The organism is Pseudomonas sp. UC 17F4, from assembly GCF_900101695.1.
Taxonomy (GTDB): domain Bacteria; phylum Pseudomonadota; class Gammaproteobacteria; order Pseudomonadales; family Pseudomonadaceae; genus Aquipseudomonas.
The window spans coordinates 1,878,456-1,902,582 of record NZ_FNKV01000001.1 but is presented as its reverse complement, the minus strand read 5'-3'; the positions used below and the strand labels follow the sequence as shown (position 1 = coordinate 1,902,582).

The window sequence follows — 24,127 nt, the reverse complement described above, 5'->3', positions numbered from 1 at the left end:
GGCCACCTCGGCGTTACCCCTCAAAATTATTTTCAGCGCCGTTGCAGGGTGCGCTGCTGCCCCTGGTTGACCAGGCTCACCGGGAGGATTTTCGGCAGCGCCTGCAGGAGCATTTCCGGCTGGTTGCTGGGGAAGCTACCGGTCAGGTGCAACTGGGCGGCGCTAGCCGCGAGGGTCACCGGTTGCAGGGCATAGGCGTTGACCTCGGCGATTACCTCGGCCAGCGGCGTATCGGTAAACGACCACCAGCCCCGCTGCCAATGCTCAAGACTCGCTGCAGCATGCGCATCAGCCCTGCGCGCGAGCAGGCGCCCGTATGCGTCGAGGTTGATGCGCTCACCCGCCTGCAACACCTGCGAGCCCTCACGCAGGCCACGCACCTCGACCCGCCCGCGAGCCACCGCGACCTGAATCTCGCCACCGCGATCGCTGACGCTGAAGGCCGTGCCCAGCACTTCCACCTCGCCCAGGCGGGTGCTGATCAGAAACGGTCGCAAGCGCTCGCGCGCCACATCGAAATAGACATTGCCCTGCAGCAGGCGCACCTGGCGCAAGCCGTTGCTGTACTCGATGCGCAAGCTGGTTTCGGCCGCCAGCAACAATTGGCTGCCATCGGGCAGAATCTCCTGCCGCGGCGGCTCGGCATGCACGGTTTGCAGCAGGCGATCGAACTGCGGCGCACGCCGCCACAACCAGCCCAGCCAACTGGCCCCGGCCACCGCCACCAGCAAGCCGCCGCCCTGGCGCAGCAGACGCCGACGACTGAGATTAACCGGCTCCGGGGTTACTGCCGTGCGCAGTTGCGGGGTCAGCCGATGCACCAGTTGCCAGCGTTGTTCGGCCTCTTGCCAGGCCCGTTCGTGCTCACTGCTTTTGCCGCGCCAACGCTCCAGCTGGCCACGTGTCTGCTGCACCCGCTGCGGGTCGTCGCTGTTCAGCGCGGCCAGGTAGGTCAGGGCTTGCTGCACCTTGCGTGGAGAAACCGGCGACGACTCAGACATGCCGTGCCGCCAGGCTCAGCTCGGACAAATCGAACACCGCCCGGGCGATGTGCAGCTCTACGGCCTTGGCCGACAGCTCAAGTTCAGCACATACCTGGCGATGGGGCTGGCCGTGCAGACGCACACGGACGAACACCTCGCGGCGCAGGCGCGGCATGCGCTCGATACGCTCGATCAATTGCTGCAGCTGCTCGCGGGCGATGATGATGTCTTCGACGCTGGGGCTCAGCACATCGACGCGGGTCAGCCAGTCTTCCAGCGCCGCCAGCTCGTTGCTGCGCCGCCGGTACTGATCAATGCACAGATTGCGCGCGGCCTGGAACAGTAACGCCCGGGCGTTGACCACTGGCGCGTTCAGAGCATGGGCGTAAGCCTGGGCAAAGCTTGACTGGGCAATGTCGGCGGCATCATCCGGGTTGCGCAGACGGCCGCACAGGTAACGGCGCAGGTCGCTGTAATTGGCCAGCAGATCGTCGACGACCGCCTGCAGGGCCGGAGCAGCGGCGGTCCAGGGCATGGAGAGCGAAGTCATGAAGGTCCGGCGTGGAAGATGAACATGAATAGGAATTCATATCATTCTCACATACCTGTGCGGCCTTCTGCCAGCCCTCAGCTGTTGCGCGGCAGCAGCCCCGGCAAGGCGTGGGCCAGGGCATTGACGGCAAAGCCAATGAACATCACCCCGCAGGCGCGGGTGATCCACAGCTCGTAGCGGGTGTACAGGGTGCGCACATGACGGGCACCGACCACGCCGATCAGAATCAGGTAGGCCAGCAAGCCGCCAACAAAGCTCAGGGCGATCAAGGCTGGCAGCATCGACCAGTCCAGCGCTTCGGCGCGGCTCGAGAGCAAGGCGGTGAACGTCGCCACCGCCACCGGGTAGGCCTTGGGGTTGGTCAGGCCAAATACCACGCCATGCCAGAACGGCTTGCGCACCGGCCCCTGCTCGCCGTCGCCACTGCCCGGGCGGCTGCGCAAGGCGCGCATGCCCAGCCAGAACAGGTACAGGCCGCTGATCACACCGAGGATGTCGAACACCGAACTGCCGATTTGCCGGGCACCGACGATCGCCACCAATGCGGTACTGCACCACAGCACATCGCCGAGCAAGTGCCCGCAAAGAAACCCCGCGCCGGCGCGGCGCCCGCGGGTGGCGCCAATGCCGAGCACCGCCAGCACGCCGGGGCCCGGGGTAATACCGTAGATAAAACCGGAAGCGATTACCGCGAGCAGCAGCGAAAAGGTCATCGGGGCAGTATCCTGAAAGTCCGTGCAAGGCGCGAAGTCTACGGCAGCCGCGCGGCGCCAGCCAGCCTCTCAGTAGCCCTCGGCACGCAGGATCTGCGCCTCGCTGCGGGCACTGGGGCGGCCCAGATAGCGCAGCAGCTGGCCGCTGCGGTTGCTGAAGATGCCGTCCACACCCGCCTCCAGCACCTGGCGAAAATCCACCGGTTCATCGACGGTGTACACGTGCACCAGCAGGCCCTTGTCGTGGCTGAGCTGGTTCATCCACGGCTGCACCAGGTCGGCGTAACTCTGCGCGCCGCCCCCGGCCAGCGCCGCCGAAGGTCCGGTGCCGATGGCGCCGGCGGCCTTGGCGTAATCCAGCCAGCGCACGAACTCGGCCTTGTCCCGGGGTTGCTGACGGGCATAGAAGGCGGCCTTGTCGGTTTCACCGGATTCGGCGAAGGTCTGCTGCGAGGCGGGCTCGATGCTGCCCTTGCCGATCCACAGCAACAGCACCTTGGGCACCTGGGGCATGTGCTGGTGCAGCAGCGCCAGGCTGTTGCGGTCAAAGCTCTGCAGCACCACCCTGCCCGGCCGCTCGAGCCAGCCACGGGCCTGCAGGGCTTTGTTCAGGTCGGCTTCGATACCGGGAAACAGGTTCGGCACCTTGGTTTCGATGTACAAGCCGGGCTGGCGCTGCGGATTGGCCGCGGCGATGCCCATGACTTCATCGAGGGTCTGGATTTTCAAACCCTTGAAGCTTGCCCGGGCACGTTCGGGGTAGGCCTTGTTGAACCAGCTGCCGACGTCCAGGGATTTCAGCTCGGCCAGGGTGAAGGCACTCACCGGCTGGTCCTGGCGTTCGGGAAAGCGCTCGGCCACGTCGCTGGTGCGCAGCAGGTTATCGTCATGCACAGCAACCAGCACGCCGTCGCTGGAGCGTTGCAGGTCCAGCTCCAGGTAATCGGCGCCCAGCTCCCGTGCCAGCCGGTAGGCCGGCGCCGTGGACTCCGGTGCATCATACGAGGCGCCGCGATGGGCGATCACCGCCGGGTAGGCAATGCCCTGCGCCCTGGCCAATTCAGTGCCCGGCCCGGCCTCGGCCAGCGCCGCCAGCGGCAATAGCGCCAGGCAACATACATGTTTAACGGTTTTGAACATCTTCAGGCTTCCTTTGCTGCGCAGCGAATCCAGCATAGTCGCCAACGCTGATGACAGACCGGTTGCATGCTAAAGTCGCCGGCGATTGCCTGCCCTGCCACAGAGATGCCCGATGCCCCACGCCGACCTCGACGCCAGCCTCAACCACTGGCCAGACCTGAACGCCAGTCACCCCTGCAGCGGCCTGCTGCTGGGCAATGGCGCCAGCCGTGCACTGTGGCGGCCGTTCAGCTACTTCTCGCTGTTCGAGGAGGCCCAGCGGGTGCGGCACAAGCCCCTGAACCTGAGCGATCAGGCGCTGTTCAAGTCGCTGGGCAGCGAGCTGTTCGAACCGGTGCTCAGTGCCCTGAACACCACGGTGCGGATCAACGCCGCGCTGGCGATCAGTTCCTCGGCGCCGCTGAACCGCTACTACGCGATCAAGGAAGCGCTGATCCACGCCATCCGCAGCGTGCACATCCCCTGGCGCATGCTGCCAAGCCAGACCTTGCAACAGATCAACCGCGAGCTGGGCAACTACCAGAGCGTCTACTCCAGCAACTACGACCTGATCTGCCATTGGGCCGCCAGCCAGAAGCCGGAAGGTTTCCAGCAGTTGTTCGACGAAGACGGCAACTTCGATATCCGCCGCACTCGCGGCCCGGGCACGCGCCTGCTGTACCTGCACGGCGGCCTGCACCTGCTCAAGCAGCAGGACGGCAGCACCCGCCAGCGCAGCGCCAGCGACGGCCAGTTGCTCGACGGCTTTGCCGTCAACACCCCCGGTGATGTGCCGCTGTTCGTCAACGAAAGCAGCAGCGACGACAAGCTCAAGGCCATCCGCAGTTCCGATTACTTAAGCTGGGCGCTTGGTGAACTGGCCGGCCATCAAGGCGGCCTGTGCATTTTCGGCCAGCACCTGGACAGCACCGACCGCCACCTGCTGGAGGCGATCAAGCAAGCACGCCCGGCGCACCTGACCATCGCCATCCGGCCGTTAAGCGCAGCCTCGATCATCAGCCAGAAGCAGCACTACGTGCAGCGCTTTGCCGATATGCCCACGCTGCAATTGCACTTCTTCGATGCCAGCAGCCACCCGCTGGGAGCGCCCGGGCTGGAAGTGCCGGTGCCGGTGCCGATCCGCAAGCGGCATTGAGCGGCGACAAAAACAGGCATGGTAAATAACAATTATTCTCGATACCATTCGCAACCTTTCTCTCCGGTCCGTCCTGGAAAGCTTGCATGCCGCGCCCCAAACCCGACCCTTTTGCCCACGACACCTGCCGCGGGTTCTATGCCGACATCCTGCATTTTTTGCGCAAGCGCATGGACAATGCCAACGATGCGGCAGACATGACCCAGGACGTGTTCACCCAGTGGCTGGGCTATCGCGACCGGGCGCGGGTCGAGCAACCACGGGCGTTTCTGTTCCAGATGGCGCGCAACCTGCTCAGCGATCACTGGCGTCGGCAGAAGGTGCGCCACAGCGTGCTCGACGAGGATGCCCAGGCCAGCGAACAGACACCGGCCGGCACCGCCAGCGACCCGCTCAAGCATGCCCAGCAGCAACAACGCCTGGAACAATTGAAACTTGTCCTCGCCGAACTCTCGCCGCGCCGCCGCGAAGCCCTTATGCTGCACCGCTTCGAAGGTTTGACGCAGGCGCAGATCAGCACGCGCATGGGCATTTCCGTAAGCATGGTGGAAAAGCACATCGCCGCGGCCCTGCTGCATTGCAAGCATCGCCTGGACAGTGACAACGGCATGGAGCAGCCAGAATGACCCCCACTCCTGAAATCGATAAGCGCAGCATCGATGCCCAGGCGGCCAGCTGGTTTACCCGTAACCGCAACGACAACTCGCGCACAGCCCGCAAGGCCTTCGCCCAGTGGCTGCAAAACCCCGAGCATGCCCGCGCCTATGCCCAGTTCGAACAGCTCTGGGACGACCTGGCTGCGCTCAAGAGCCTGAACAAACCGGTCGCCCTGCCCAGCCGCCAACCGTTGCGCTGGCGCCCGGCCCTGGCCATCGCCGCCGGGCTGGTGTGTGCGCTGCTGGCGGCCAACCTGGGCCTGCCGAACCGCCATCACCAGCAACAACTGGCCGCGCAGAGCGAACGCCCACAACACCTGGCCCTGCCCGATGGCAGCCAGCTGGACGTCAACGCCCGCACCCGGCTGAGCCTGAGTTTTGACAACGAACGCCGGCTGATTCGCCTCGACCAGGGCCAGCTGTACATCGAAGTGGCGCCCGACAAGGAGCGGCCGCTGTTCGTCGATGCCGGCAACGCCCGGGTACGCGTGGTGGGTACCGGTTTCGACCTGCGCCGCGGCCAGCAGGAGCTGGTGCTCAGCGTCGCCCACGGCCAGGTAGCGCTGGAAACCCCCGGCGAGAATCGCCCGCCGCTGCTACTGAGCGCCGGCCAGCGAGCGGTTTATGACCTGGCCCGCGGCAGCCTCAACGTGCACAACCTGAGCGCAGCAGAAATCGCCGACTGGCGCAGCGGCCACGTGAGTTTTCGCAACCGCGAACTGGCCAGCCTGATCGACGAACTGTCGCTTTACCGTACGGCACCGGTGCTGCTCGCCGATCCCTCGTTGGGCCGCTACAAGGTCTCGGGCAATCTCGACGTCAACGACCCTGACGCCCTGCTCACTGCGCTGCCAGTGCTGCTGCCGATCAAGGCGGTGAACCTTGCCGACGGTCGGGTGCGGATCGAACGCAAACAATAATTTGAGAATATTTTTCATTCGCATGTGAGGGTTTTCCGCAGCCCTGCGTCTTCCTCCCGTCTGCGTAATCACTGCAGGCCTTTTCTGGCCTTTGTTGCCGTATTGGGGGTTTTATCTTGCGTGCGTTTGCTCCTTTCAAGCCGTTGTCTGTTCGTCCTTCGCTGCTGGCCGCGTGCCTGGCCCTGAGCCTGCAGGCCCAGGCCGCACCGGTGCAACTGAACCTGCCGGCGCAGCCGCTGGCGACGTCGCTGAGCCAGCTGGCGCAGCAGGCCAAGCTGCAGCTGCTGTTTGACGAATCCTTGCTCAACAGCGTCCAGGCCCCGGCGCTGCAAGGTGCTTACGAACCGCTCGAAGCAATCAGCCAGTTGCTGCACAACAGCCGCTTTGCCCTGGTCAAGGTCGGCAACACCTATGTGGTGCGCCTGCGTGAAGACAACGATGCTACCGCCGACAACAGCATCCAGCTTGGCGCGGTGAGCGTGGTGGGTAACGGCCAGCAGGTCGACCCGAGCACCGTCGGCCGCTCGACCCTGACCCAGGAAGACATCGACCGCTATCAGCCGAGCAACATCCCCAGCGTGCTCGCGACCCTGCCCGGGGTGAACATGGGCGGTTCGGCCAAGCCCGGCGGCCAGACCATCAACATCTGGGGCCTGGGCGATGCCGAAGACGTGCCGATGACCGTCGACGGCGCGACCAAGAGCGGCTTTGAGCGCTATCAGCAAGGCACCATCTTCATCGAGCCGGAGCTGATCAAGAACATCGAAGTAGAAAAGGGCCCGCACTCGATCTACACCGGCAACGGCGGCTTCGGCGGCAGCGTCAACATGACCACCAAGGACGCCCCCGACCTGCTCCAGGAAGGTCGCAACAGCGGCGCCATGCTCAAGTATGGTTATGCCAGCAACGACCATCAGCAGGTCTACAGCTCGGCATTGTTCGGTCGCACCGACGATGGCCGCATGGACGCCCTGGTGTACCTGACCAAGCGCGACGGCGATGACATGAAACTGGCCGGTACCCTGCCCGACCCCGAGGGCCGCTACCCGATCAACCCCCAGCGCCTGCCCAACAGTGCCCTGGACCTGGACGGCGCGCTGCTCAAGGCCAACATGCACTTTACCGACGAGCACAGCCTGGGCTTCTCCTGGTCGCGCTCGGAAAGTGAGCGCTGGGCGCCGTTCTCTTCCACCGCCTACCCGACGCCGCCGACCCAGTCGGACATCAACAGGTTCGGCTACAAGGATGCCCTCAAGCGCTTCCTGGCCAATCGCACGACCACCGACACCACCTGGTCGACCACCTACAAGTACCAGCCGGTGAACAACCCGCTGATCGACCTGCAGGTCAAATACTCCGAGTCCGACACCAAGCAGACCGACGAGCGCGATGCCACGGCGTTCTTCCAGCCGTCCACCGGCGGGCGCAAGATGGACACCGAATACCAGGACCAGATGCTCGATGTGCGCAACACCAGCCTGTTTACCACCGGCCCGCTGGAGCACGCCTTCACCAGCGGCTTTCAGATCCGCCACCACGACCGTGACACACAGATGTGGATGCCCGGCAAAAGCTACGAGATTCCCAAGTACAACAACGGCCACTACCAGCCGTACTTCATGCCCAGCGGCACCGTCGACAGCCAGGGCTATTTCATCCAGGACGCCATCACCCTCGGTGACGTGACCATCACCCCGTCGCTGCGCTACGACCATGTTGCCAACAAGGGCAAGCCGAACCAGGCGCCGTACTACAACGTTGCCGAGAATGGCCACGACTACAGCGAAAAAACCTACACCGGTTGGTCGCCACGCCTGTCAGTGTTCTGGAAAGCCACCGCCAACACCGCCTTCTTTGCCGACTACAGCAAGACCTGGCGCGCTCCGGTGCTTGATGAGCAATACGAAGTCCAGGGCATCGGCAGCCGCACCGCCAGCAGCCGCAACCTCGACCCGGAACGCATCACCGCCCTGCGTGCCGGTAACGTCACCGACTTTGCCAACGTCTTCACCGCTGACGACAGCATGCAGATCCGCACCACGCTGTTTCGTAACGAGATCAAGGACGAGATCTTCAAGGCCACCGGCATCGGCTGCGAAGCACAGCTGGCCAAGGGCGAAAGCATCTCCGACGCCTGCGGTAAAGGCCTGATGTCCAACTACCGCAACCTCAAGGGTGTGACCATCAAGGGCTTCGAGGTCGAAAGCTTCTACGACTCGACCTACCTGTTCGGTTCGGTGTCCTACTCGTGGATGACCGGCCGCCATGAAGGCGCCTACACCAACCCTTGGGGGCCGGACGTCTGGGCCAAGGACATTCCGGCACCGAAATGGATCACCACCCTGGGTGTGAAGATCCCCAGCTGGGACGCCAAGGTCGGCTGGCAGGCGCAGTTCGTGCGCAAGACCGACCGCCTGCCGAGCGACAACTACCGCGAAGGCCCGGCCAGCGCCCTGGGTGATCGCTATTACGACCACTATGCCAACGACGACTATCAGATCCATGGCCTGTTCGCCAACTGGAAGCCGCAGCAGCCTTACCTGAAAGGCACCGAGGTGAACCTGACGGTGGACAACCTGTTCAACAAGGACTACCGCTCCGAGCTCAGTGGCGAGTACGCCTACAGCCAGGGCCGGAACGCCAAGGTCAGCATCACCCGCTTCTTCTGAGGCAACTGTACGGATGAACTTGTCAGCAACTGTAACAAGATCATCCGTCCGCCCTGTGGCTCAATGAAAGCACTTATCTGCCACAGGCGCTCCGTATGTCCAGCCGCGAAAACACCGGGATGGCCCTTGGCCTTCTCGGTGTGATTATTTTCAGCCTGACCCTGCCCATGACGCGCATCGTCGTACAGGAGCTACACCCCTTGCTCAACGGCCTGGGGCGGGCCTTGCTGGCGGCGATCCCGGCTGCGGCGCTGCTGCTCTGGCGCCGGGAAAAATGGCCAACCTGGGCGCAGATCAAGGGCCTGAGCCTGGTGGCGCTGGGGGTGATCCTCGGCTTTCCGGTGTTCTCGGCCTGGGCCATGCAAAGCGTGCCGGCGTCCCACGGAGCACTGGTCAACGGCCTGCAGCCTTTATGCGTGGCGGTGTACGCCGCCTGGTTGTCCCATGAGCGGCCATCGAAAGCCTTCTGGGCCTGCGCCGCGCTGGGCAGTGCGCTGGTGCTGGCCTACGCGATGATCATGGGCGCCGGGCAGATCCAGGCCGGCGACCTGCTGATGCTCGCGGCGATTGCCGTGGGCGGCCTGGGGTATGCCGAAGGCGGCCGGCTGGCGCGGGAAATGGGCGGTTGGCAGGTGATCTGCTGGGCGCTGGTGCTGTCGGCGCCGCTGTTGCTCGGACCGGTGATCTACCTGGCCCTGCAGCACCAGGGGCCGGTAAGTGCCAAGGCCTGGTGGGCGTTCGGCTATGTGTCGCTGTTCTCGCAGTTCATCGGCTTCTTTGCCTGGTACGCCGGGCTGGCCTTGGGCGGCATTGCCCGGGTAAGCCAGATCCAGCTGCTGCAGATCTTCTTCACCATCGCCTTTTCGGCGCTGTTCTTTGGCGAGCAGGTCGAGCCGATTACCTGGCTGTTTGCCGCCGGGGTGATTGCCACGGTGGTGCTGGGGCGCAAGACCCGGGTGCAGCCTGCGCCTGTGCGGGGCCTGGGCTGACGCCTCGACTTGCCCCGCGATGATTCAGGCAGGAATCAAGCCATCGGCGCGCAACAAGGTCTCCAGGCAATGCTCCTTGACCCCGTAGAAGTCCTTGAGCTGCTGGATCTTCTCCAACAATGCTGAAGCCTCAACCGGTGCCTGGCGCTTGACCGCCAGGATCATCTTGTTCTTGTTGGTGTGCTCCAGGGAAATGAACTCGAAAACCTTGGTTTCGTAACCGCAGGCTTCCAGGTACAAGGCGCGCAAGCTGTCGGTGAGCATCTCGGCCTGCTGGCCCAGGTGCAATCCGTACTGCAGCATCGGCTTGAGCAAGCCTGGGCTGTGCAGTTGCGGGCGGATCTGCTTGTGGCAGCACGGCGAGCACATGATGATCGCCGCGCCGCAACGAATGCCGGTATGAATCGCGTAATCGGTGGCGATATCGCAGGCATGCAAGGCGATCATCACCTCGATGGCGCTGGGCACCACACTGCGCACGTCACCGCATTCGAACACCAGGCCCGGGTGCTCCAGGCGCGAGGCCGCGGCGTTGCACAGCTCGACCATGTCCGCGCGCAGTTCGACGCCGGTAACCTGCGCCTCGCGCTGCAGGGTATTGCGCAGGTAATCGTGGATGGCGAAAGTCAGGTAGCCCTTGCCCGAGCCGAAGTCGGCCACCCGCAGCGTCTGGTCGGCGGCCAGCGGCGCCGAATTCAGGGCATGGGAAAACACTTCGATGAACTTGTTGATCTGCTTCCACTTGCGCGACATCGCCGGGATCAGCGCCTGCTGCTTGTCGGTCACGCCCAGGTCGTGCAAGAACGGCCGGCTCAGCTCCAGGTAGCGCTTTTTCTCGCGGTCATGCTCCCCGGCCGGCGCCTGGCGCGCCTGCTGCACGGCGCTGCGATGGAGCATCGGCTTGCCCTTCTTGCTGAATTCCAGCTGCGCTTCGTCGCTGAGGCTGAGCAGATGGGCGTTGCGAAACGACGCCGGCAGCAGCTCATCGACCAGCGCCAGGGCTTCATCGTTGCCCAGGTTGCGGGTGATGTCGCGGGTCTTGTAGCGGTAGACGAACGACACGCAAGCCTGGCCCTTGACTGTCAGCGGCTTGGCGATGATGCGCTGCAGGGTTTCTTCGTTGCCGACATGGCGCGCCAGCACCAGCTTGATCAGGGCGTTCTGTTCCAGGCTGGTGGCGAGCAGGCTCAGAAACTGCGCACGCGCATCCGGCGCGGCCTGGGCGGTGGGGGAATCGGACATCGGGAAAGGGTGCCTCGGGTTGCGGAGGGGGCGCAGGGATGCGCAGTGCCGGGAATTTTACGTGGATGCGCTTTCCCTGCACAGCTTTTGTCGACCGATGCCGCCGCGGCTAACCGAGCACCACCAGGCGGTTGGGCAGCTCGTTGCGCTCGTGAGTCTGCGGCACATGGGTGCGCAGCAGCTCGCCGCAGGCCTCGATGCAACTGACGAACCCCTGCAGCGTCTGGCCCTGGCGCACCTGTGCGGTAAAGCGCTTGACGATCGCGTCCCAGACCTTGTTGTCCAGGTGCCGGGAGATGCCTTCATCGACGAGAATCTCGACATAGCGCTCGGCCTCGCTGACAAAGATCAGCATGCCGGTGCCACCCACGGTGTGGTGCAGGTTCTGTTCGAGAAACTGCCGGCGGGCCAGGTTCGCCGCGCGCCAGTGGCGCACCGAGCGCGGAATCAGGCGGGTGGTCAGCGACGGGATGCGAAACAGCAGGCACAAGGCAATAAAGGTCAGCCACTGCACGATCAGCAAACTGTGCACGCTCATCCAGCCGCTGAGGTAATGGACGACGCCCGGCACCACCAGGGCCAGCAGGCTGGCCCACAGCAAGGGGATATAGGCATAGTCGTCGGCGCGGCTGGCCAGCACCGTGACCAGTTCGGCATCGGTATGCCGCTCGACCCGGGCAATGGCTTCAGCGACCTGGCGCTGTTGTTGTTCAGTGAGCAAAGTCATGCGCTGCGCTACCCGTTGTTGTTCATTTACCAGCCCCCCGACGACCCACCGCCGCCGAAGCTGCCCCCGCCACCGCTGAAGCCCCCTCCGCCACCGCCGCCGCCAAAACCACCGCCGCCGTAGCCACCGCCGAAACCGCCGCCCATGCCGCCGCGCCCGCTGCCGCCAAGGCCCAGCGACTGCAGGGCGAACACCACCAGGATCAGCAGGATGAACAAACCGATGCCCCAGGCCGGCGCACCGTCCTGGCCATCGTTGCCCAGCGCCCGCGAAGGCTCGGCCAAGGGGTTGCCGCCCAGCACCTGGAGTATCGCCGCCGTGCCCTGGACGATGCCCTGACTGTACTCGCCACGACGAAACGCCGGGGTGATGATGCGGTTGATGATCACCGACGACTGCGCATCGGTCAGGCGCTCTTCCAGGCCATAGCCGACTTCGATGCGCAGCTTGCGCTCCTGGGGGGCGACGATCAACAGCGCGCCGTTGTCCTTGCCTTTCTGGCCAATGCCCCAGTGACGGCCGAGCTGGTAGCCGTAGTCTTCGATGCTCTGCCCCTGCAGGTCGGCCAGGGTCACCACCACGACCTGTTCGCCGGTGCCCTGCTCATGGGCCTTGAGCATGTTGTCGAGCTGGCTGCGGCTGGCACCGTCGAGCAGGCCGGCGTTGTCCACCACCCGCCCGCTCAGCGCCGGGAAGCTGAGCTCGGCGCGCAGCGGCGTAGCGATCAGCAGCGCTAGCAGCAGCGCAAGCTTGAACAGGCGCATCAGAATTTCACTTCAGGCGCTTTTTCGGCATCGGCGCTGGTGGCCTCGAAGTTCTCGCGGATCGGCAGGTCGCTGTACATTACGCTGTGCCAGAGGCGCCCGGGAAAGGTGCGAATCTCGGTGTTGTAGCGCTGCACGGCGGCGATGAAATCCTTGCGCGCCACGGCGATGCGGTTCTCGGTGCCTTCCAGTTGCGACTGCAAGGCCAGGAAGTTCTGGTTCGACTTGAGGTCCGGGTAACGCTCGGACACCACCATCAAGCGGCTCAAGGCCCCGGTCAGCTGCGACTGCGCCTGCTGAAATTGTTGCAACTTTTGTGGATCGTCCAGCGTACTGGCATCGACCTGGATCGAGGTCGCCTTGGCCCGGGCTTCTATGACCGCGGTCAGGGTTTCCTGCTCCTGCCTGGCGTAGCCTTTGACCGTTTCGACCAGGTTGGGAATCAGGTCGGCGCGGCGCTGGTACTGGTTCTGCACCTGAGCCCAGGCGGCCTTTACCTGCTCGTCGTAGTTGGGGATGTTGTTGATCCCGCAACCGGCCAGCAGGCTGCCAAGCATCAGCAGCAGCCACAGGCGTACGCCCTTGAATTGAATTACCTGCATGTCGCTACGCTCCTTGATCGCCGTGATTCACCGGACTTGAGGCATAATCCGTCATCGCCGCTGGATCGGGATCGCCCAATCGGCTAAAAGATGCCCCAGCAAACTACAACAATAGCCGCTTCCCCAACTTCGGCTGGGCAGTATCACCGTGAATACTGCCGCAAGCCTTGAGAACAGAATTCATGAACAAGCTGTGTTTGCTGGGTCTGGTTGTCAGCCTGGCCAGTCAATCGGCCTTTGCCGACACCTCTGCCGCCCCGCTGCAGGACAAACAGGCGTTCATCGCCAACCTGATCAAGCAGATGACCCTGGATGAAAAGATCGGCCAGTTGCGCCTGATCAGCATCGGCCCGGAAATGCCCCGCGAGATGATCCGCAAGGAAATCGCTGCCGGCCGCATCGGCGGTACCTTCAACTCGATCACCCGCGCAGAAAACCGGCCGATGCAGGATGCCGCCGCCAAGAGCCGGCTGAAGATCCCGATGTTCTTCGCCTACGACGTGATCCACGGCCACCGCACGATCTTCCCGATCAGCCTGGGCCTGGCCGCCAGCTGGGACATGGAAGCGATCGCCAAGGTTGGCCGGGTGTCCGCCGCCGAGGCCGCCTCCGACGGCATCGACATGACCTTCGCACCGATGGTCGACATCGCCCGCGACCCGCGCTGGGGCCGTACCAGTGAAGGCTTCGGCGAAGACACCTACCTGGTCTCGCGCATCTCCAAGGTGATGGTCGAATCCTTCCAGGGCCCGAGCCCGGCGGCGGCAACCAGCCTGATGGCCGCGGTCAAGCACTTCGCCCTGTACGGCGCGGTGGAAGGCGGGCGCGACTACAACACGGTCGACATGAGCCCGACCAAGATGTTCAACGACTACCTGCCACCCTACCGCGCCGCCATCGATGCCGGCGCCGGTGGGGTCATGGTGGCGCTGAACTCGATCAACGGCGTACCGGCGACCTCCAACACCTGGTTGATGAACGACCTGCTGCGCAAGGACTGGGGCTTCAAAGGCGTGACCGTCAGCGACCACGGGGCGATCACCGAACTGGTGCGTCACGGTGTCGCCCGCGATGGCCGCGAAGCCGCCAAGCTGGCGATCAAGGCCGGCATCGACCTGAGCATGAACGACTCGCTGTACGGCGAAGAGCTGGCCAGCCTGCTCAAGGCCGGTGAAATCCAGCAGGCCGATATCGACAACGCCGTGCGCGAAGTGCTCGGTGCCAAGTACGACATGGGCCTGTTCGAAGACCCCTACCGGCGCATCGGCAAGGCCAGCGACGACCCGGCCGACACCTATGCCGACAGCCGCCTGCACCGCGCCGAGGCCCGTGACGTCGCGCGCCGCAGCCTGGTCTTGCTGGAAAACCGCCAGCAGACCCTGCCGCTGGCAAAAGCCGGCACCATCGCCCTGGTCGGCCCGCTGGCCGATGCCCCGATCGACATGATGGGCAGCTGGGCCGCCGCCGGCCGCCCGCAGCAATCGATCACTGTGCGCGAAGGCATGCGCCAGGCGCTCGGTGACAAGGCCAAGGTGATCTACGCCAAAGGCTCCAACATCACCCACGACAAGGCCATCCTCGACTACCTGAACTTCCTCAACTTCGATGCCCCGGAAATCATCGACGATCCGCGCCCTGCCGCGGTGCTGATCGATGAAGCGGTCAAGACTGCCAGGCAGTCCGACGTGGTGGTGGCGGTGGTGGGCGAGTCCCGTGGCATGTCCCACGAATCGTCCAGCCGCACCACCCTGGAAATCCCCGCCGCCCAGCGCGAGCTGATCAAGGCCCTGAAAGCCACCGGCAAACCGCTGGTGCTGGTGCTGATGAACGGCCGGCCGCTGTCGCTGGCCTGGGAACGCGAGCAGGCCGATGCGATTCTGGAAACCTGGTTCAGCGGCACCGAAGGCGGCAACGCCATTGCCGACGTGCTGTTCGGCGACTACAACCCGTCGGGCAAGCTGGCGATCACCTTCCCGCGCTCGGTCGGGCAGATCCCGATGTACTACAACCACCTGAGCATCGGCCGCCCGTTCACCCCAGGCAAGCCAGGCAACTACACCTCGCAGTACTTTGAAGAGCCAAACGGCCCGCTGTACCCCTTCGGCTACGGCCTGAGCTACAGCGACTTCAGCCTGGCGAACCTGAAGCTTTCGAGCAAGACGGTCAAACAGGGCCAGGACCTGGAAGCCAGCATCGTGGTCAAGAACACCGGCAAGCGTGATGGCGAAACCGTGGTGCAGCTGTACCTGCAGGACGTCACCGCGTCCATGAGCCGCCCGGTCAAGGAGCTGAAGAACTTCCAGAAAGTCATGCTCAAGGCTGGCGAAGAACGCACCCTGCGCTTCACCATCAAAGCCGACGACCTGAAGTTCTACAACGGCCAGCTGCAATGGGCGGCGGAACCGGGCGAGTTCCGGGTCCAGGTCGGCCTCGATTCGCAGGCCGTGCAACAACAGAGCTTCGAGCTGCTGTAACAACGTTGCCATGCTCCAAGGGAAGGCCAGGAGGCCTTCCCCACTGCCGGGACTTGCACCATGCCTTCTTCCTTTCGCGCCCTGCGTCTGGGCCTGATTCTGTTCTTCATCCTTGCCGGTACCCTGCTGACCGCAGGCTGGGCCATGCACCATGCCAAGCGCCAGTCGATGGTCGAGGATGCCCGCCGGGCCAATGAGCAACTGGGGCTGTATGCCACGTCGCTGCACACCCTGATCGAGCGCTACCGCGCCTTGCCCGCCGTGCTGGCACTCGACCCGGAACTGATCAGCGCCTTGCGCGGGCCAGTCGCAGGCCCGGTGCAGGACGCCCTGAACCGCAAACTGGAACGCATCAACGGCGCGGCCAATTCCTCGACCCTGGAACTGCTCGACCGCACCGGCCTGGCCGTGGCCGCCAGCAACTGGCGCCTGCCCAGCACCTATGTCGGCTCCAACTATGGCTTTCGCCCGTACTTCAAGCAGACCCGCAGCCAGGGCAGCGGCCGCTTCTATGCGGTGGGCGTGACCAGCGGCGTGCCGGGGTATTTCTTGTCCAGTGCCGTGCATGATGAAAACAGCCGCTTTCTCGGCGCCATGGTGGTCAAGCTGGAGTTCCCCGAGCTTGAGCGCGAATGGCGCCAGGGCAGCGATATCCTCCTGGTCAGCGACGCCCGCGGGATCATCTTCATCGCCAACCAGGACGGCTGGCGCTACCGCGAACTGCAACCATTGAGCAGCGCCGACCGCGCGGAACTGGCCGCTACCCGCCAGTACGACAAGCAACCGCTGGTGCCATTGCAGCACCATATCCTCAGCAGCTTCGACGCCAACAGCCACCTGATGCGCGTGCAGGGCCCCGAGGGCAGCACCGATTACCTGTGGGAAAGCCTGCCGCTGGAGGCCGAAGGCTGGACCCTGCACCTGCTGCGCAAGCCGCAGGTCAGCGATGACGGGCGCAACGCCGCGCTGGCCGCCGCTGCCGTGTGGCTAAGCCTGGTGTTCGCCCTGTTGTTCATCAGCCAGCGCCTGCGCCTGGCGCGCTTGCGCCAACGCAGCCGCGAAGAGCTCGAACGCCTGGTCGAGGCCCGCACCCGCGACCTGCGCACCGCCCAGGAAGGCCTGGTGCAATCGGCCAAACTGGCGGCGCTGGGGCAGATGTCGGCGGCCCTGGCCCACGAAATCAACCAACCCTTGACCACCCAGCGCATGCAACTGGCAACCCTGCGCCTGCTGCTCGACAACCAGCGCCTGGACGAAGCGCGCCAGGCCCTGGAGCCGCTGGAGCAGATGCTGACGCGCATGGCGGCGCTCACCGGGCACCTGAAGACCTTCGCCCGCAACAGCCCCAGCGGCCTGCGCGAACGCCTGGACCTGGCCACCGTGGTCGACCAGGCGCTGCAGTTGCTCGATGCGCGGATCCGCGCCGAAGACGTCAGCGTCGCCCTGTACCTGGCCCGCCCGGCCTGGGTGCGCGGCGATGCGATCCGCCTTGAGCAGGTGCTGATCAACCTGCTGCGTAACGCCCTGGATGCCATGGCCGAAAAGAGCTACAAACGCCTTGAGGTGCGCATCGATGCCGAGCAGGAGCACTGGCGCCTGAGCGTGCTCGACAGCGGTGGCGGTATCCCCGCCGAACACCTGGGCAGTGTCTTCGACCCGTTCTTCACCACCAAGCCGGTGGGCGAAGGATTGGGCCTGGGCCTGGCGATTTCCTATGGCATCATTCACGAAGCCGGTGGCCGCCTGCAGGTTGAAAACCAGCCCGGCGGCGCCCGTTTCAGCCTGACCCTGCCTATGGACCCGGAACCTGCATGTTGAACTCAGTAATGGTCGTCGACGATGAAGCCAGCATCCGCACCGCCGTAGAGCAGTGGCTGAGCCTGTCGGGCTTCAACGTGCAACTGTTCAGCCGCGCCGAAGACTGCCTTGAGCAACTGCCCGGGCACTTCCCCGGGGTGATCCTCAGTGACGTGCGCATGCCAGGGATGGACGGCCTGCAGTTGCTTGGAAAGCTGCAGGCCAGCGATGCCGACCTGCCGGTGATTCTGCTCACCGGGCACGGCGATGTGCCGATGGCGGTCGAGGCCATGCGCAACGGCGCCTACGACTTTCTGGAAAAACCCTTCAGCCCCGAAGCCCTGCTCGGCAGCCTGCGCCGCGCCCTGGAAAAACGCCAGCTGGTGCTGGAGAACCGCCGCCTGCATGAGCAGGCCGATTTCAAGGTGCGCCTGGAGGCGAACCTGCTGGGTGTGTCCCTGGGCATGCAGCAGTTGCGCAAGCAGGTGCTGGACCTCGCCAGCCTGCCGGTCAATGTGCTGATTCGCGGCGAAACCGGCAGCGGCAAGGAGCAGGTCGCACGCTGCCTGCACGACTTCGGCCCGCGCGCCGGCAAGCCTTTCGTTGCCCTCAACTGCGCGGCAATCCCAGAGCAACTGTTCGAGGCCGAGCTGTTCGGCCATGAAAGCGGCGCCTTCACCGGCGCCCAGGGCAAGCGCATCGGCAAGCTTGAATACGCCAACGGCGGCACGGTGTTCCTCGACGAAATCGAAAGCATGCCGCTGGCCCAGCAGGCCAAGCTGCTGCGCGTGCTGCAGGAGCAGAAGCTCGAACGCCTGGGCGCCAACCAGAGCATCAGCGTCGACCTGCGGATCATCGCCGCAACCAAGCCCGACCTGCTTGAAGAAGCCCGCGCCGGACGCTTTCGCGAAGACCTCGCGTACCGCCTGAACGTCGCCGAATTGCGCCTGGCGCCGTTGCGCGAGCGCCGTGAAGACATTCCGCTGCTGTTCAACCACTTTGCCCGTCTGGCCGCCGAGCGCGTTGGCCGCAACGCGCCGCTACTCAGTGGCGCGCACCTGGGCAAGCTGCTGGGGCACGACTGGCCGGGCAACGTCCGTGAACTGGCCAACGCCGCCGAACGCCATGCCCTGGGCCTGGGCGAGCCGGCAGCGGCGCCCATCGAAGCCGGGCAGTCGCTGGCCGCCCAGCAGGAGGCCTTCGAGGCCCAGTGCCTGCGCGCCGCCTTGAGCCGGCACAAGGGCGAGATCAAGGCGGTCATGGAAGAGCTGCAACTGCCGCGGCGCACCCTCAACGAGAAGATGCAACGCCACGGCCTGTTGCGTGAAGATTTTCTCGGCCCTGCTTGATCGAAACGCCGATCAACATAAGCGGATTTTCGCCGACCCACCCGTTTGAATAGGCGGATTTCCGCTCACCACATCCATACAACCCTTCTAGACCGGGCTTCCAGCACCTGGCACAGCTTCTGCTATAGCCCTGGCAGGCTGCGTTTCGGCGCGCTCCACAAAAACAACTATGAAGGTCCCTTCGATGGATAACTCCACCACCCTGCCCGCCGGGGCGGCCGTTGCGCCCGCCGCGGAAAAAACCACCCGAAGCCGACTCAAGTCGATTTTCAGCGGTTCGATCGGCAACATGGTCGAATGGTACGACTGGTACGTTTACGCCGCGTTTTCCCTGTACTTCGCCAAAGCCTTCTTCCCTGCTGGCGACACCACTGCCCAGTTGCTCAACACCGCTGCGATCTTCGCCGTGGGCTTTTTGATGCGCCCGATCGGCGGCTGGCTGATGGGTATCTACGCCGACCGCAAGGGCCGCAAGGCCGCACTGATGGCCTCGGTACTGCTGATGTGCGCAGGCTCGCTGGTCATCGCCCTGACCCCGGGCTATGAAACCATCGGCGTCGCCGCACCGGTACTGCTGGTCATCGCCCGCCTGATGCAAGGCCTGTCGGTAGGCGGTGAGTACGGCACCTCCGCCACCTACCTCAGCGAGATGGCCACCAAGGAACGCCGTGGCTTCTTCTCCAGCTTCCAGTACGTGACGCTGATTTCCGGCCAGCTCATCGCCCTGGCGGTGCTGATCATCTTGCAGCAGACCCTGACCACCGAGCAGCTGTATGCCTGGGGCTGGCGCGTACCCTTCGTGATCGGCGCACTGTGCGCGGTGGTTGCCCTGTACCTGCGTCGCGGCATGGAAGAAACCGCCTCCTTCACCAAGAAGGAAAAGTCCAAGGAAAGCCTGATGCGCACCCTGATGCGCCATCCGAAAGAGCTGGCTACCGTGGTCGGCCTGACCATGGGCGGCACCCTGGCCTTCTACACCTACACCACCTACATGCAGAAGTACCTGGTGAACACGGTGGGCATGAGCATCTCCGACTCGACCACCATTTCGGCGGCCACCCTGTTCCTGTTCATGTGCCTGCAGCCGGTCATCGGCAGCCTCTCCGACAAGATCGGCCGACGCCCGATCCTGATCGCCTTCGGCGTGCTCGGCACCCTGTGCACGGTCCCGATCCTGACCACCCTGCACACCATCGAAACCTGGTGGGGCGCGTTCTTCCTGATCATGGCGGCGCTGATCATCGTCAGCGGCTACACATCGATCAACGCCGTGGTCAAAGCCGAGCTGTTCCCGACCGAAATCCGCGCCCTGGGCGTTGGCCTGCCGTACGCCCTGACCGTGTCGATCTTCGGCGGTACCGCTGAATACGTCGCGCTGTGGTTCAAGAGCATCGGCATGGAGACCGGCTACTACTGGTATGTGACCGCCTGTATCGCCTGCTCGTTGCTGGTGTATGTATTCATGAAGGACACCCGCAAGCATTCGCGGATCACCACTGACTGACAGCCAACTTTGCGCTGTAAATGAAAAGGGGCGTCCAGCAATGGACGCCCCTTTTTTGCATGACCCGGTTCAGGACAACTCGGCCAGTGCCTGGCGCTGATTGCGATTGTTGTAGTAATAGGCCAGGCCGATCATCGCCAGCAAGATACCGCCCAATACCGCCGATGAGCCTACCGTGCCGAAGTCCAGGCCGCCCTTTTCATGGGGTTTGGTGAGGAAGTCGCCCAAAGTCGCACCAAAGGGCCGGGTCAGCACGAAGGCGATCCAGAACAACACCACGCCGGACAGCCGGGTCCAGTACCGGGCCAGCACCACCAAACCGATGGCACTGCCGATCAGCAAGGCGCCACCGGCAAAGCCCAGGCCCGAATCGTCTGCCAGGTAGTCGCCCAGCGCCGTGCCCAGGGTGTTGGAGAACAGGATCGCCACCCAGTAAAACAGCTCGCCCTTGCGCGTCTTGATGTGATTGACGTTGAGCGGATTGCCGCTAAGGCGCCAGAGGGCAAAGGTCAGCAACAGAATGCCGATCAGGATCGCCGAGCCGGTGGCGTAGCCCAGGCCCAGCGTGCGGTCCATGAAGTCGGACATGGTCGTGCCGGCGGTGCTGGTAGAAAGGATTACCAGCCAGTACAGCACTGGGTGGTAGGCCCTGGAAAACAGTTGGGTGACCAGGGTGGCGAGAAACACGCTGATCAGGATCAGCGAGCTCATGGCGTAGCCCACGTTCAATGTCATTGAAAGCAGGTCGCCGGCGGTCTCGCCGAGGGTGGTGGCGCAGATCTTCATGACCCAGAAGGCCAAGGTGATCTGGGGGAGTTTATTCATCGGGTAGCGCTCCAGTGTCAGGTGCGGCAGAGACTGCGCAAGCGCCGATGAAAAATCGGTAGTGGGCTGATGAAAAAAGTGTTTTGGCCGGTTTAACGACTGATTAATCCTGGGGGGGCATTGTTCACCCATGGGAGATCGGGTTGCCTGCATCGCGGGTCAAGCCCGCTCCCACAGGTGCGCGATAAAGGCGGGACTGTCGCCAAACACATCTAGTTATTCGATTTTTATACGCTATTTTTTGCGCTTTTTAATCAATTTAATCGGCGTAGCATTAAACCCATAGAAACAAACAACCCCTCACCACCTCGGAGCAACGACCATGAAAAGCAAACTGATCCTGACCCTGGCCTTCTCGGTACTGGCTGCCAATGCATTCGCCGAAGACGGCTTCGACCGCACCAACGGCCACAACTTCAGCGCCATGCAAAGCCAGTCGGCCACTTATGCAGAAGATGGTTTTGATCGCACTGGCGCGGCCAAATTTGCCGAAGACGGCTTCGATCGCACTGGCGGCGCCAAATTCGCTGAAGACGGTTTCGATCGCACCCAGGCCCACCGCATCAGCTAACCCCTGCTGCGACGCAGTCAGCCCGGCTTCGGCCGGGCTTAGTCATTTTCAGCAAGGCCAAGCCTTGGCACACTAGAGGCTTACTCACAGGGAAGGCCTTCGGGCCAGCGCAGATGTATTACTACGAACCGGCAAAAGGCCACGGCCTGCCCCACGATCCGTTCAATGCCATCGTCGGCCCCCGCCCGATTGGCTGGATTTCCTCCCAGGACGCCGAAGGTCGCCTGAACCTTGCGCCCTACAGCTTCTTCAACGCCTTCAACTACATTCCGCCGATCATTGGTTTTTCCAGCGTCGGGCGTAAAGACAGCTTGAACAACATCGAGCAGACCGGCGAGTTCGCCTGGAACCTGGCCACCCTGCCGCTGGCCGAGGCCATGAACCAGAGCTGCGCTGCGGTTGCGCCGCAGATCGACGAATTCGCCCTGAGCGGGCTGACGCCCGTCGCATCAAAGGTGATTGCGGTGCCGCGGGTGCAAGAAAGCCCGGTGTCGTTCGAGTGCAAGGTGACCCAGATTATCCAGCTGCAAAGTGCCGACCAGGCACTGGTGCCTAGCTGGCTGGTGCTGGGTGAAGTGGTGGCGGTGCATATCGCCGAGCACCTGCTCAAGGACGGTATCTACGATACCGCTGCGGGCCAGCCGATCCTGCGTGGCGGTGGCCCGGCGGATTACTTCGAGCTGGGCAACCTGTTCAAAATGGCCCGCCCGCAGGTCAACAGCTGAGTTGCCAGAGCAGCTCGGCGTCGTCATCGACGCCCTGCAGGCGTTCAAGTTCGGCGCAGGCTGCTTCATCAGCGGCCAATGCGGTCTTGAAGGTCTGCTCCAGCAAGACCTTGTGAAAGCGCGGCGCCCCGGAGGCGCCCAGGCCTTTGACGGCGATGGCGGCGTGGTAACCGTCGTCGCCGCGTACGGCTGCCGATACTGCTTCGAACTGCGAAAACTCTTTACGTGCCATGTGCCTTGAATCCACATCAATTGCCGAAAGCCGCCATTCTAACCTGCAGATGGTTCGCCGAAGGTATGCAGGTCGAGGCTGTCGACCACCCGCGCCTGTACCAACTCACCGAACAGCTCGAGGGTCGGTGAAGCGAAGTAGCCACTCATCGATTGCTGATCGCGCCAGAAGCCGCTGAGCAGCCACAGGTCGGCGTCGGCCTGGGAGCGTTGCAGGCTGAATTTCAGGCAGCCGGGGGCCTGGCGCGAGGGTTCCAGCAGATCACGCAGGCGCTCGCCCAGTTCGTCTGAACGACCACTGCTGGCGCGGATAAAAGCAAGGTGGGTGACCGATTGTGCCGAGGTCATGAGCGTTTCTCCATGTGCAGCCAGATGAAATTGCCAGGCTGCACAGGTTAGGCCACGCGCCTGCGCGGCGGTTAGGCGATTCCTGTCGAGCGCTTGCCTGATCCTGCGCGCCTTGCAGGATCAGGCAAGCAGGCGGCAGCTTTCGACTAGCGCCGTGGCTTGCACAAACCTATCCTGCAGTCGTTCTCCGAGGAGTCGCTCCCATGTCCGCTACCGACCCCAACCGCTTGATCCTCGACCCTGCCCTGGAGCGCCAGCGCCAGGAGCTGGCGGATCTCATCCAGCGCCATGCACCACGCCAGGCTGGCGTCGAGTCGGCGGTTGAAGACCTGTTTCTGGTGCGCTACGAAGAAAGCGTGCGCTCCATGCCGGCCCTGGCGGAACCTGCGCTGTGCATCCTGGCCCATGGCAGCAAGGAGGTGTGCCTGGGCGACGAGCGCTATATGTACGACCCGTTGCATTACATGGTGGTGTCGGTGGCACTACCGATCAGCGGCGTGCTGCTCGAGGCCAGCCCGGAAAACCCCAGCCTGGGCGTGCGCCTGAACATCGACCCGGCGCAGATCAACAACCTGCTGGCCGATGCCGGCCCGCTGGGCGTACCGAGCTTGCCATCGGGGCGCGGGCTGTATGTGGAACGGACCGATCCGCTGTTGCTCGATGCGTTGCTGCGGCTGATTCGTTTGCTCGATTCACCCAAGGACATCCCGATCCTCGCACCGCTGATCCAGCGCGAGATTCTCTATCGGCTGCTCCGAGGCCCGCAGGGTTACCGGCTGTATGAAATTGCCATGGCCAACAGCCAGACCCACCGGGTGTGCCAGGCCATCGAATGGCTCAACCAGCACTTTGATCGGCCATTGCGCATCGACGAGCTGGCGCGCGAGGTCAACCTCAGTACTTCGACCCTGCATCACCGGTTCAAGGCGGTGACGTCCATGAGCCCGCTGCAGTACCAGAAGCAGTTGCGCCTGCAGGAAGCGCGGCGGCTGATGCTTAATGACGGGCTGGAGGCGGCAGTGGCGGGTTATCGGGTGGGCTATGAAAGCCCCTCGCAGTTCAGCCGCGAGTACAGCCGCTTGTATGGGGCGCCGCCGGTGCGCGACCTGGCAAGGTTGCGCAGCGCGCTCTAGATAGCTATCGCGGGTCAAGTCGGATCGCCGCACCGCCGCTCCCACTCAGGGCATAGCACCCAACCTGTGGGAGCGGC

Annotated in this window: 22 protein-coding genes and 1 pseudogene; 12 read left to right on the top strand and 11 right to left on the bottom strand. The window is 63.8% G+C overall.

The genetic code is table 11. From position 1 onward, the window contains the following. Positions 1–32: 32 nt before the first annotated feature. The 4 genes from BLR26_RS08845 to BLR26_RS08830 form a co-directional block, all read right to left on the bottom strand. The gene (locus BLR26_RS08845) at positions 33–1,001 is read right to left on the bottom strand and encodes a FecR family protein (protein WP_093380007.1); all 969 of its coding nucleotides are present in this window, start codon (positions 999–1,001) and stop codon (positions 33–35) included. Then, positions 994–1,533: an RNA polymerase sigma factor gene (locus BLR26_RS08840; RefSeq protein ID WP_093380004.1), complete on the bottom strand. Its 540-nt coding sequence runs from the start codon at positions 1,531–1,533 to the stop codon at positions 994–996. The genes BLR26_RS08845 and BLR26_RS08840 overlap by 8 nt, the downstream gene beginning before the upstream one ends. A gap of 77 nt (positions 1,534–1,610) precedes the next feature. Continuing rightward, the gene (locus BLR26_RS08835; protein WP_045197570.1) at positions 1,611–2,249 is read right to left on the bottom strand and encodes a LysE family translocator; all 639 of its coding nucleotides are present in this window, start codon (positions 2,247–2,249) and stop codon (positions 1,611–1,613) included. A 69-nt stretch (positions 2,250–2,318) separates the two neighbouring features. Next, on the bottom strand, positions 2,319–3,389 hold the full coding sequence (locus BLR26_RS08830) for a glycerophosphodiester phosphodiesterase (protein WP_093387320.1): 1,071 nt from the start codon (positions 3,387–3,389) through the stop codon (positions 2,319–2,321). Positions 3,390–3,501: 112 nt separating this feature from the next. Between BLR26_RS08830 and BLR26_RS08825 the strand changes: the two genes are divergently transcribed. The 5 genes from BLR26_RS08825 (at position 3,502) to BLR26_RS08805 (ending at position 9,758) form a co-directional block, all read left to right on the top strand. Then, entirely contained in the window at positions 3,502–4,524 is a 1,023-nt protein-coding gene (locus tag BLR26_RS08825) for a DUF4917 family protein (protein WP_093380001.1), read from the top strand. An 86-nt stretch (positions 4,525–4,610) separates the two neighbouring features. Then, positions 4,611–5,150: an RNA polymerase sigma factor gene (locus BLR26_RS08820; protein WP_093379999.1), complete on the top strand. Its 540-nt coding sequence runs from the start codon at positions 4,611–4,613 to the stop codon at positions 5,148–5,150. Further along, positions 5,147–6,100, top strand: a complete 954-nt coding sequence (locus tag BLR26_RS08815; RefSeq protein WP_093379996.1) for a FecR family protein — start codon at positions 5,147–5,149, stop codon at positions 6,098–6,100. Before BLR26_RS08820 ends, BLR26_RS08815 begins: the two co-directional genes overlap by 4 nt. Positions 6,101–6,213: 113 nt before the next feature. Then, entirely contained in the window at positions 6,214–8,769 is a 2,556-nt protein-coding gene (locus BLR26_RS08810; protein ID WP_371128669.1) for a TonB-dependent receptor, read from the top strand. A 95-nt stretch (positions 8,770–8,864) separates the two neighbouring features. Then, positions 8,865–9,758, top strand: coding sequence for a DMT family transporter (locus tag BLR26_RS08805; RefSeq protein ID WP_045197562.1), 894 nt, complete (start codon positions 8,865–8,867; stop codon positions 9,756–9,758). Positions 9,759–9,782: 24 nt separating this feature from the next. Here the strand turns inward: BLR26_RS08805 and BLR26_RS08800 are convergent, their stop codons facing one another. The 4 genes from BLR26_RS08800 to BLR26_RS08785 all read right to left on the bottom strand — a co-directional run bounded on the left by BLR26_RS08800 (position 9,783) and on the right by BLR26_RS08785 (position 13,093). Beyond that, positions 9,783–11,000, bottom strand: a complete 1,218-nt coding sequence (locus BLR26_RS08800; RefSeq protein ID WP_093379993.1) for a class I SAM-dependent methyltransferase — start codon at positions 10,998–11,000, stop codon at positions 9,783–9,785. Between the two features lie 109 nt (positions 11,001–11,109). Continuing rightward, on the bottom strand, positions 11,110–11,727 hold the full coding sequence (locus BLR26_RS08795) for a TPM domain-containing protein (protein ID WP_093379990.1): 618 nt from the start codon (positions 11,725–11,727) through the stop codon (positions 11,110–11,112). Positions 11,728–11,753: 26 nt separating this feature from the next. After that, the gene (locus BLR26_RS08790) at positions 11,754–12,491 is read right to left on the bottom strand and encodes a TPM domain-containing protein (protein WP_093379987.1); all 738 of its coding nucleotides are present in this window, start codon (positions 12,489–12,491) and stop codon (positions 11,754–11,756) included. Then, positions 12,491–13,093 (bottom strand): LemA family protein, encoded by a 603-nt coding sequence (locus BLR26_RS08785; RefSeq protein WP_045197554.1) that lies wholly within the window; start codon positions 13,091–13,093, stop codon positions 12,491–12,493. The genes BLR26_RS08790 and BLR26_RS08785 overlap by 1 nt, the downstream gene beginning before the upstream one ends. A 182-nt stretch (positions 13,094–13,275) precedes the next feature. Here BLR26_RS08785 and bglX point away from each other — a divergent pair, with 182 nt between their 5' ends. From bglX to BLR26_RS08765, 4 genes are all read left to right on the top strand, one after another. Beyond that, positions 13,276–15,567 carry a beta-glucosidase BglX gene (bglX, locus tag BLR26_RS08780; protein ID WP_093379984.1) on the top strand — a complete coding sequence of 764 codons (2,292 nt, stop codon included), beginning with the start codon at positions 13,276–13,278 and terminating at the stop codon, positions 15,565–15,567. A gap of 60 nt (positions 15,568–15,627) precedes the next feature. Beyond that, on the top strand, positions 15,628–17,385 hold the full coding sequence (locus tag BLR26_RS08775; protein ID WP_093379981.1) for a sensor histidine kinase: 1,758 nt from the start codon (positions 15,628–15,630) through the stop codon (positions 17,383–17,385). Next, positions 17,379–18,713: a sigma-54-dependent transcriptional regulator gene (locus BLR26_RS08770; RefSeq protein WP_093379978.1), complete on the top strand. Its 1,335-nt coding sequence runs from the start codon at positions 17,379–17,381 to the stop codon at positions 18,711–18,713. Before BLR26_RS08775 ends, BLR26_RS08770 begins: the two co-directional genes overlap by 7 nt. A 184-nt stretch (positions 18,714–18,897) precedes the next feature. Beyond that, positions 18,898–20,217: an MFS transporter gene (locus tag BLR26_RS08765; protein WP_045197546.1), complete on the top strand. Its 1,320-nt coding sequence runs from the start codon at positions 18,898–18,900 to the stop codon at positions 20,215–20,217. Between the two features lie 69 nt (positions 20,218–20,286). On the opposite strand, the gene BLR26_RS08760 is transcribed toward BLR26_RS08765, so the two are convergent. Beyond that, positions 20,287–21,042: a COG4705 family protein gene (locus tag BLR26_RS08760; protein ID WP_045197544.1), complete on the bottom strand. Its 756-nt coding sequence runs from the start codon at positions 21,040–21,042 to the stop codon at positions 20,287–20,289. Between the two features lie 322 nt (positions 21,043–21,364). On the opposite strand from BLR26_RS08760, the pseudogene BLR26_RS08755 reads away from it, so the two are divergent. Beyond that, positions 21,365–21,610 (top strand): annotated as a pseudogene (locus tag BLR26_RS08755) (hypothetical protein); the annotation flags it as partial. A 116-nt stretch (positions 21,611–21,726) separates the two neighbouring features. Beyond that, positions 21,727–22,338, top strand: a complete 612-nt coding sequence (locus tag BLR26_RS08750) for a flavin reductase family protein (protein WP_045197540.1) — start codon at positions 21,727–21,729, stop codon at positions 22,336–22,338. On the opposite strand, the gene BLR26_RS08745 is transcribed toward BLR26_RS08750, so the two are convergent. Next, positions 22,328–22,570, bottom strand: coding sequence for a hypothetical protein (locus BLR26_RS08745; RefSeq protein ID WP_045197538.1), 243 nt, complete (start codon positions 22,568–22,570; stop codon positions 22,328–22,330). The genes BLR26_RS08750 and BLR26_RS08745 overlap by 11 nt on opposite strands. Positions 22,571–22,608: 38 nt before the next feature. Beyond that, a complete protein-coding gene (locus BLR26_RS08740; RefSeq protein WP_045197535.1) occupies positions 22,609–22,917 on the bottom strand; it encodes an antibiotic biosynthesis monooxygenase family protein in 309 nt (102 codons plus the stop codon). A gap of 203 nt (positions 22,918–23,120) precedes the next feature. On the opposite strand from BLR26_RS08740, the gene BLR26_RS08735 reads away from it, so the two are divergent. Beyond that, entirely contained in the window at positions 23,121–24,050 is a 930-nt protein-coding gene (locus BLR26_RS08735; protein ID WP_045197533.1) for an AraC family transcriptional regulator, read from the top strand. Positions 24,051–24,127 lie beyond the last annotated feature (77 nt).

Coding starts and splice junctions, on each gene's coding strand:
- BLR26_RS08845 (WP_093380007.1), bottom strand. CDS start 1,001: ATGTCTGAGTCGTCGCCGGTTTCTCCACGCAAGGTGCAGCAAGCCCTG.
- BLR26_RS08840 (WP_093380004.1), bottom strand. CDS start 1,533: ATGACTTCGCTCTCCATGCCCTGGACCGCCGCTGCTCCGGCCCTGCAG.
- BLR26_RS08835 (WP_045197570.1), bottom strand. CDS start 2,249: ATGACCTTTTCGCTGCTGCTCGCGGTAATCGCTTCCGGTTTTATCTAC.
- BLR26_RS08830 (WP_093387320.1), bottom strand. CDS start 3,389: ATGTTCAAAACCGTTAAACATGTATGTTGCCTGGCGCTATTGCCGCTG.
- BLR26_RS08825 (WP_093380001.1), top strand. CDS start 3,502: ATGCCCCACGCCGACCTCGACGCCAGCCTCAACCACTGGCCAGACCTG.
- BLR26_RS08820 (WP_093379999.1), top strand. CDS start 4,611: ATGCCGCGCCCCAAACCCGACCCTTTTGCCCACGACACCTGCCGCGGG.
- BLR26_RS08815 (WP_093379996.1), top strand. CDS start 5,147: ATGACCCCCACTCCTGAAATCGATAAGCGCAGCATCGATGCCCAGGCG.
- BLR26_RS08805 (WP_045197562.1), top strand. CDS start 8,865: ATGTCCAGCCGCGAAAACACCGGGATGGCCCTTGGCCTTCTCGGTGTG.
- BLR26_RS08800 (WP_093379993.1), bottom strand. CDS start 11,000: ATGTCCGATTCCCCCACCGCCCAGGCCGCGCCGGATGCGCGTGCGCAG.
- BLR26_RS08795 (WP_093379990.1), bottom strand. CDS start 11,727: ATGACTTTGCTCACTGAACAACAACAGCGCCAGGTCGCTGAAGCCATT.
- BLR26_RS08790 (WP_093379987.1), bottom strand. CDS start 12,491: ATGCGCCTGTTCAAGCTTGCGCTGCTGCTAGCGCTGCTGATCGCTACG.
- BLR26_RS08785 (WP_045197554.1), bottom strand. CDS start 13,093: ATGCAGGTAATTCAATTCAAGGGCGTACGCCTGTGGCTGCTGCTGATG.
- bglX (WP_093379984.1), top strand. CDS start 13,276: ATGAACAAGCTGTGTTTGCTGGGTCTGGTTGTCAGCCTGGCCAGTCAA.
- BLR26_RS08775 (WP_093379981.1), top strand. CDS start 15,628: ATGCCTTCTTCCTTTCGCGCCCTGCGTCTGGGCCTGATTCTGTTCTTC.
- BLR26_RS08770 (WP_093379978.1), top strand. CDS start 17,379: ATGTTGAACTCAGTAATGGTCGTCGACGATGAAGCCAGCATCCGCACC.
- BLR26_RS08765 (WP_045197546.1), top strand. CDS start 18,898: ATGGATAACTCCACCACCCTGCCCGCCGGGGCGGCCGTTGCGCCCGCC.
- BLR26_RS08760 (WP_045197544.1), bottom strand. CDS start 21,042: ATGAATAAACTCCCCCAGATCACCTTGGCCTTCTGGGTCATGAAGATC.
- BLR26_RS08750 (WP_045197540.1), top strand. CDS start 21,727: ATGTATTACTACGAACCGGCAAAAGGCCACGGCCTGCCCCACGATCCG.
- BLR26_RS08745 (WP_045197538.1), bottom strand. CDS start 22,570: ATGGCACGTAAAGAGTTTTCGCAGTTCGAAGCAGTATCGGCAGCCGTA.
- BLR26_RS08740 (WP_045197535.1), bottom strand. CDS start 22,917: ATGACCTCGGCACAATCGGTCACCCACCTTGCTTTTATCCGCGCCAGC.
- BLR26_RS08735 (WP_045197533.1), top strand. CDS start 23,121: ATGTCCGCTACCGACCCCAACCGCTTGATCCTCGACCCTGCCCTGGAG.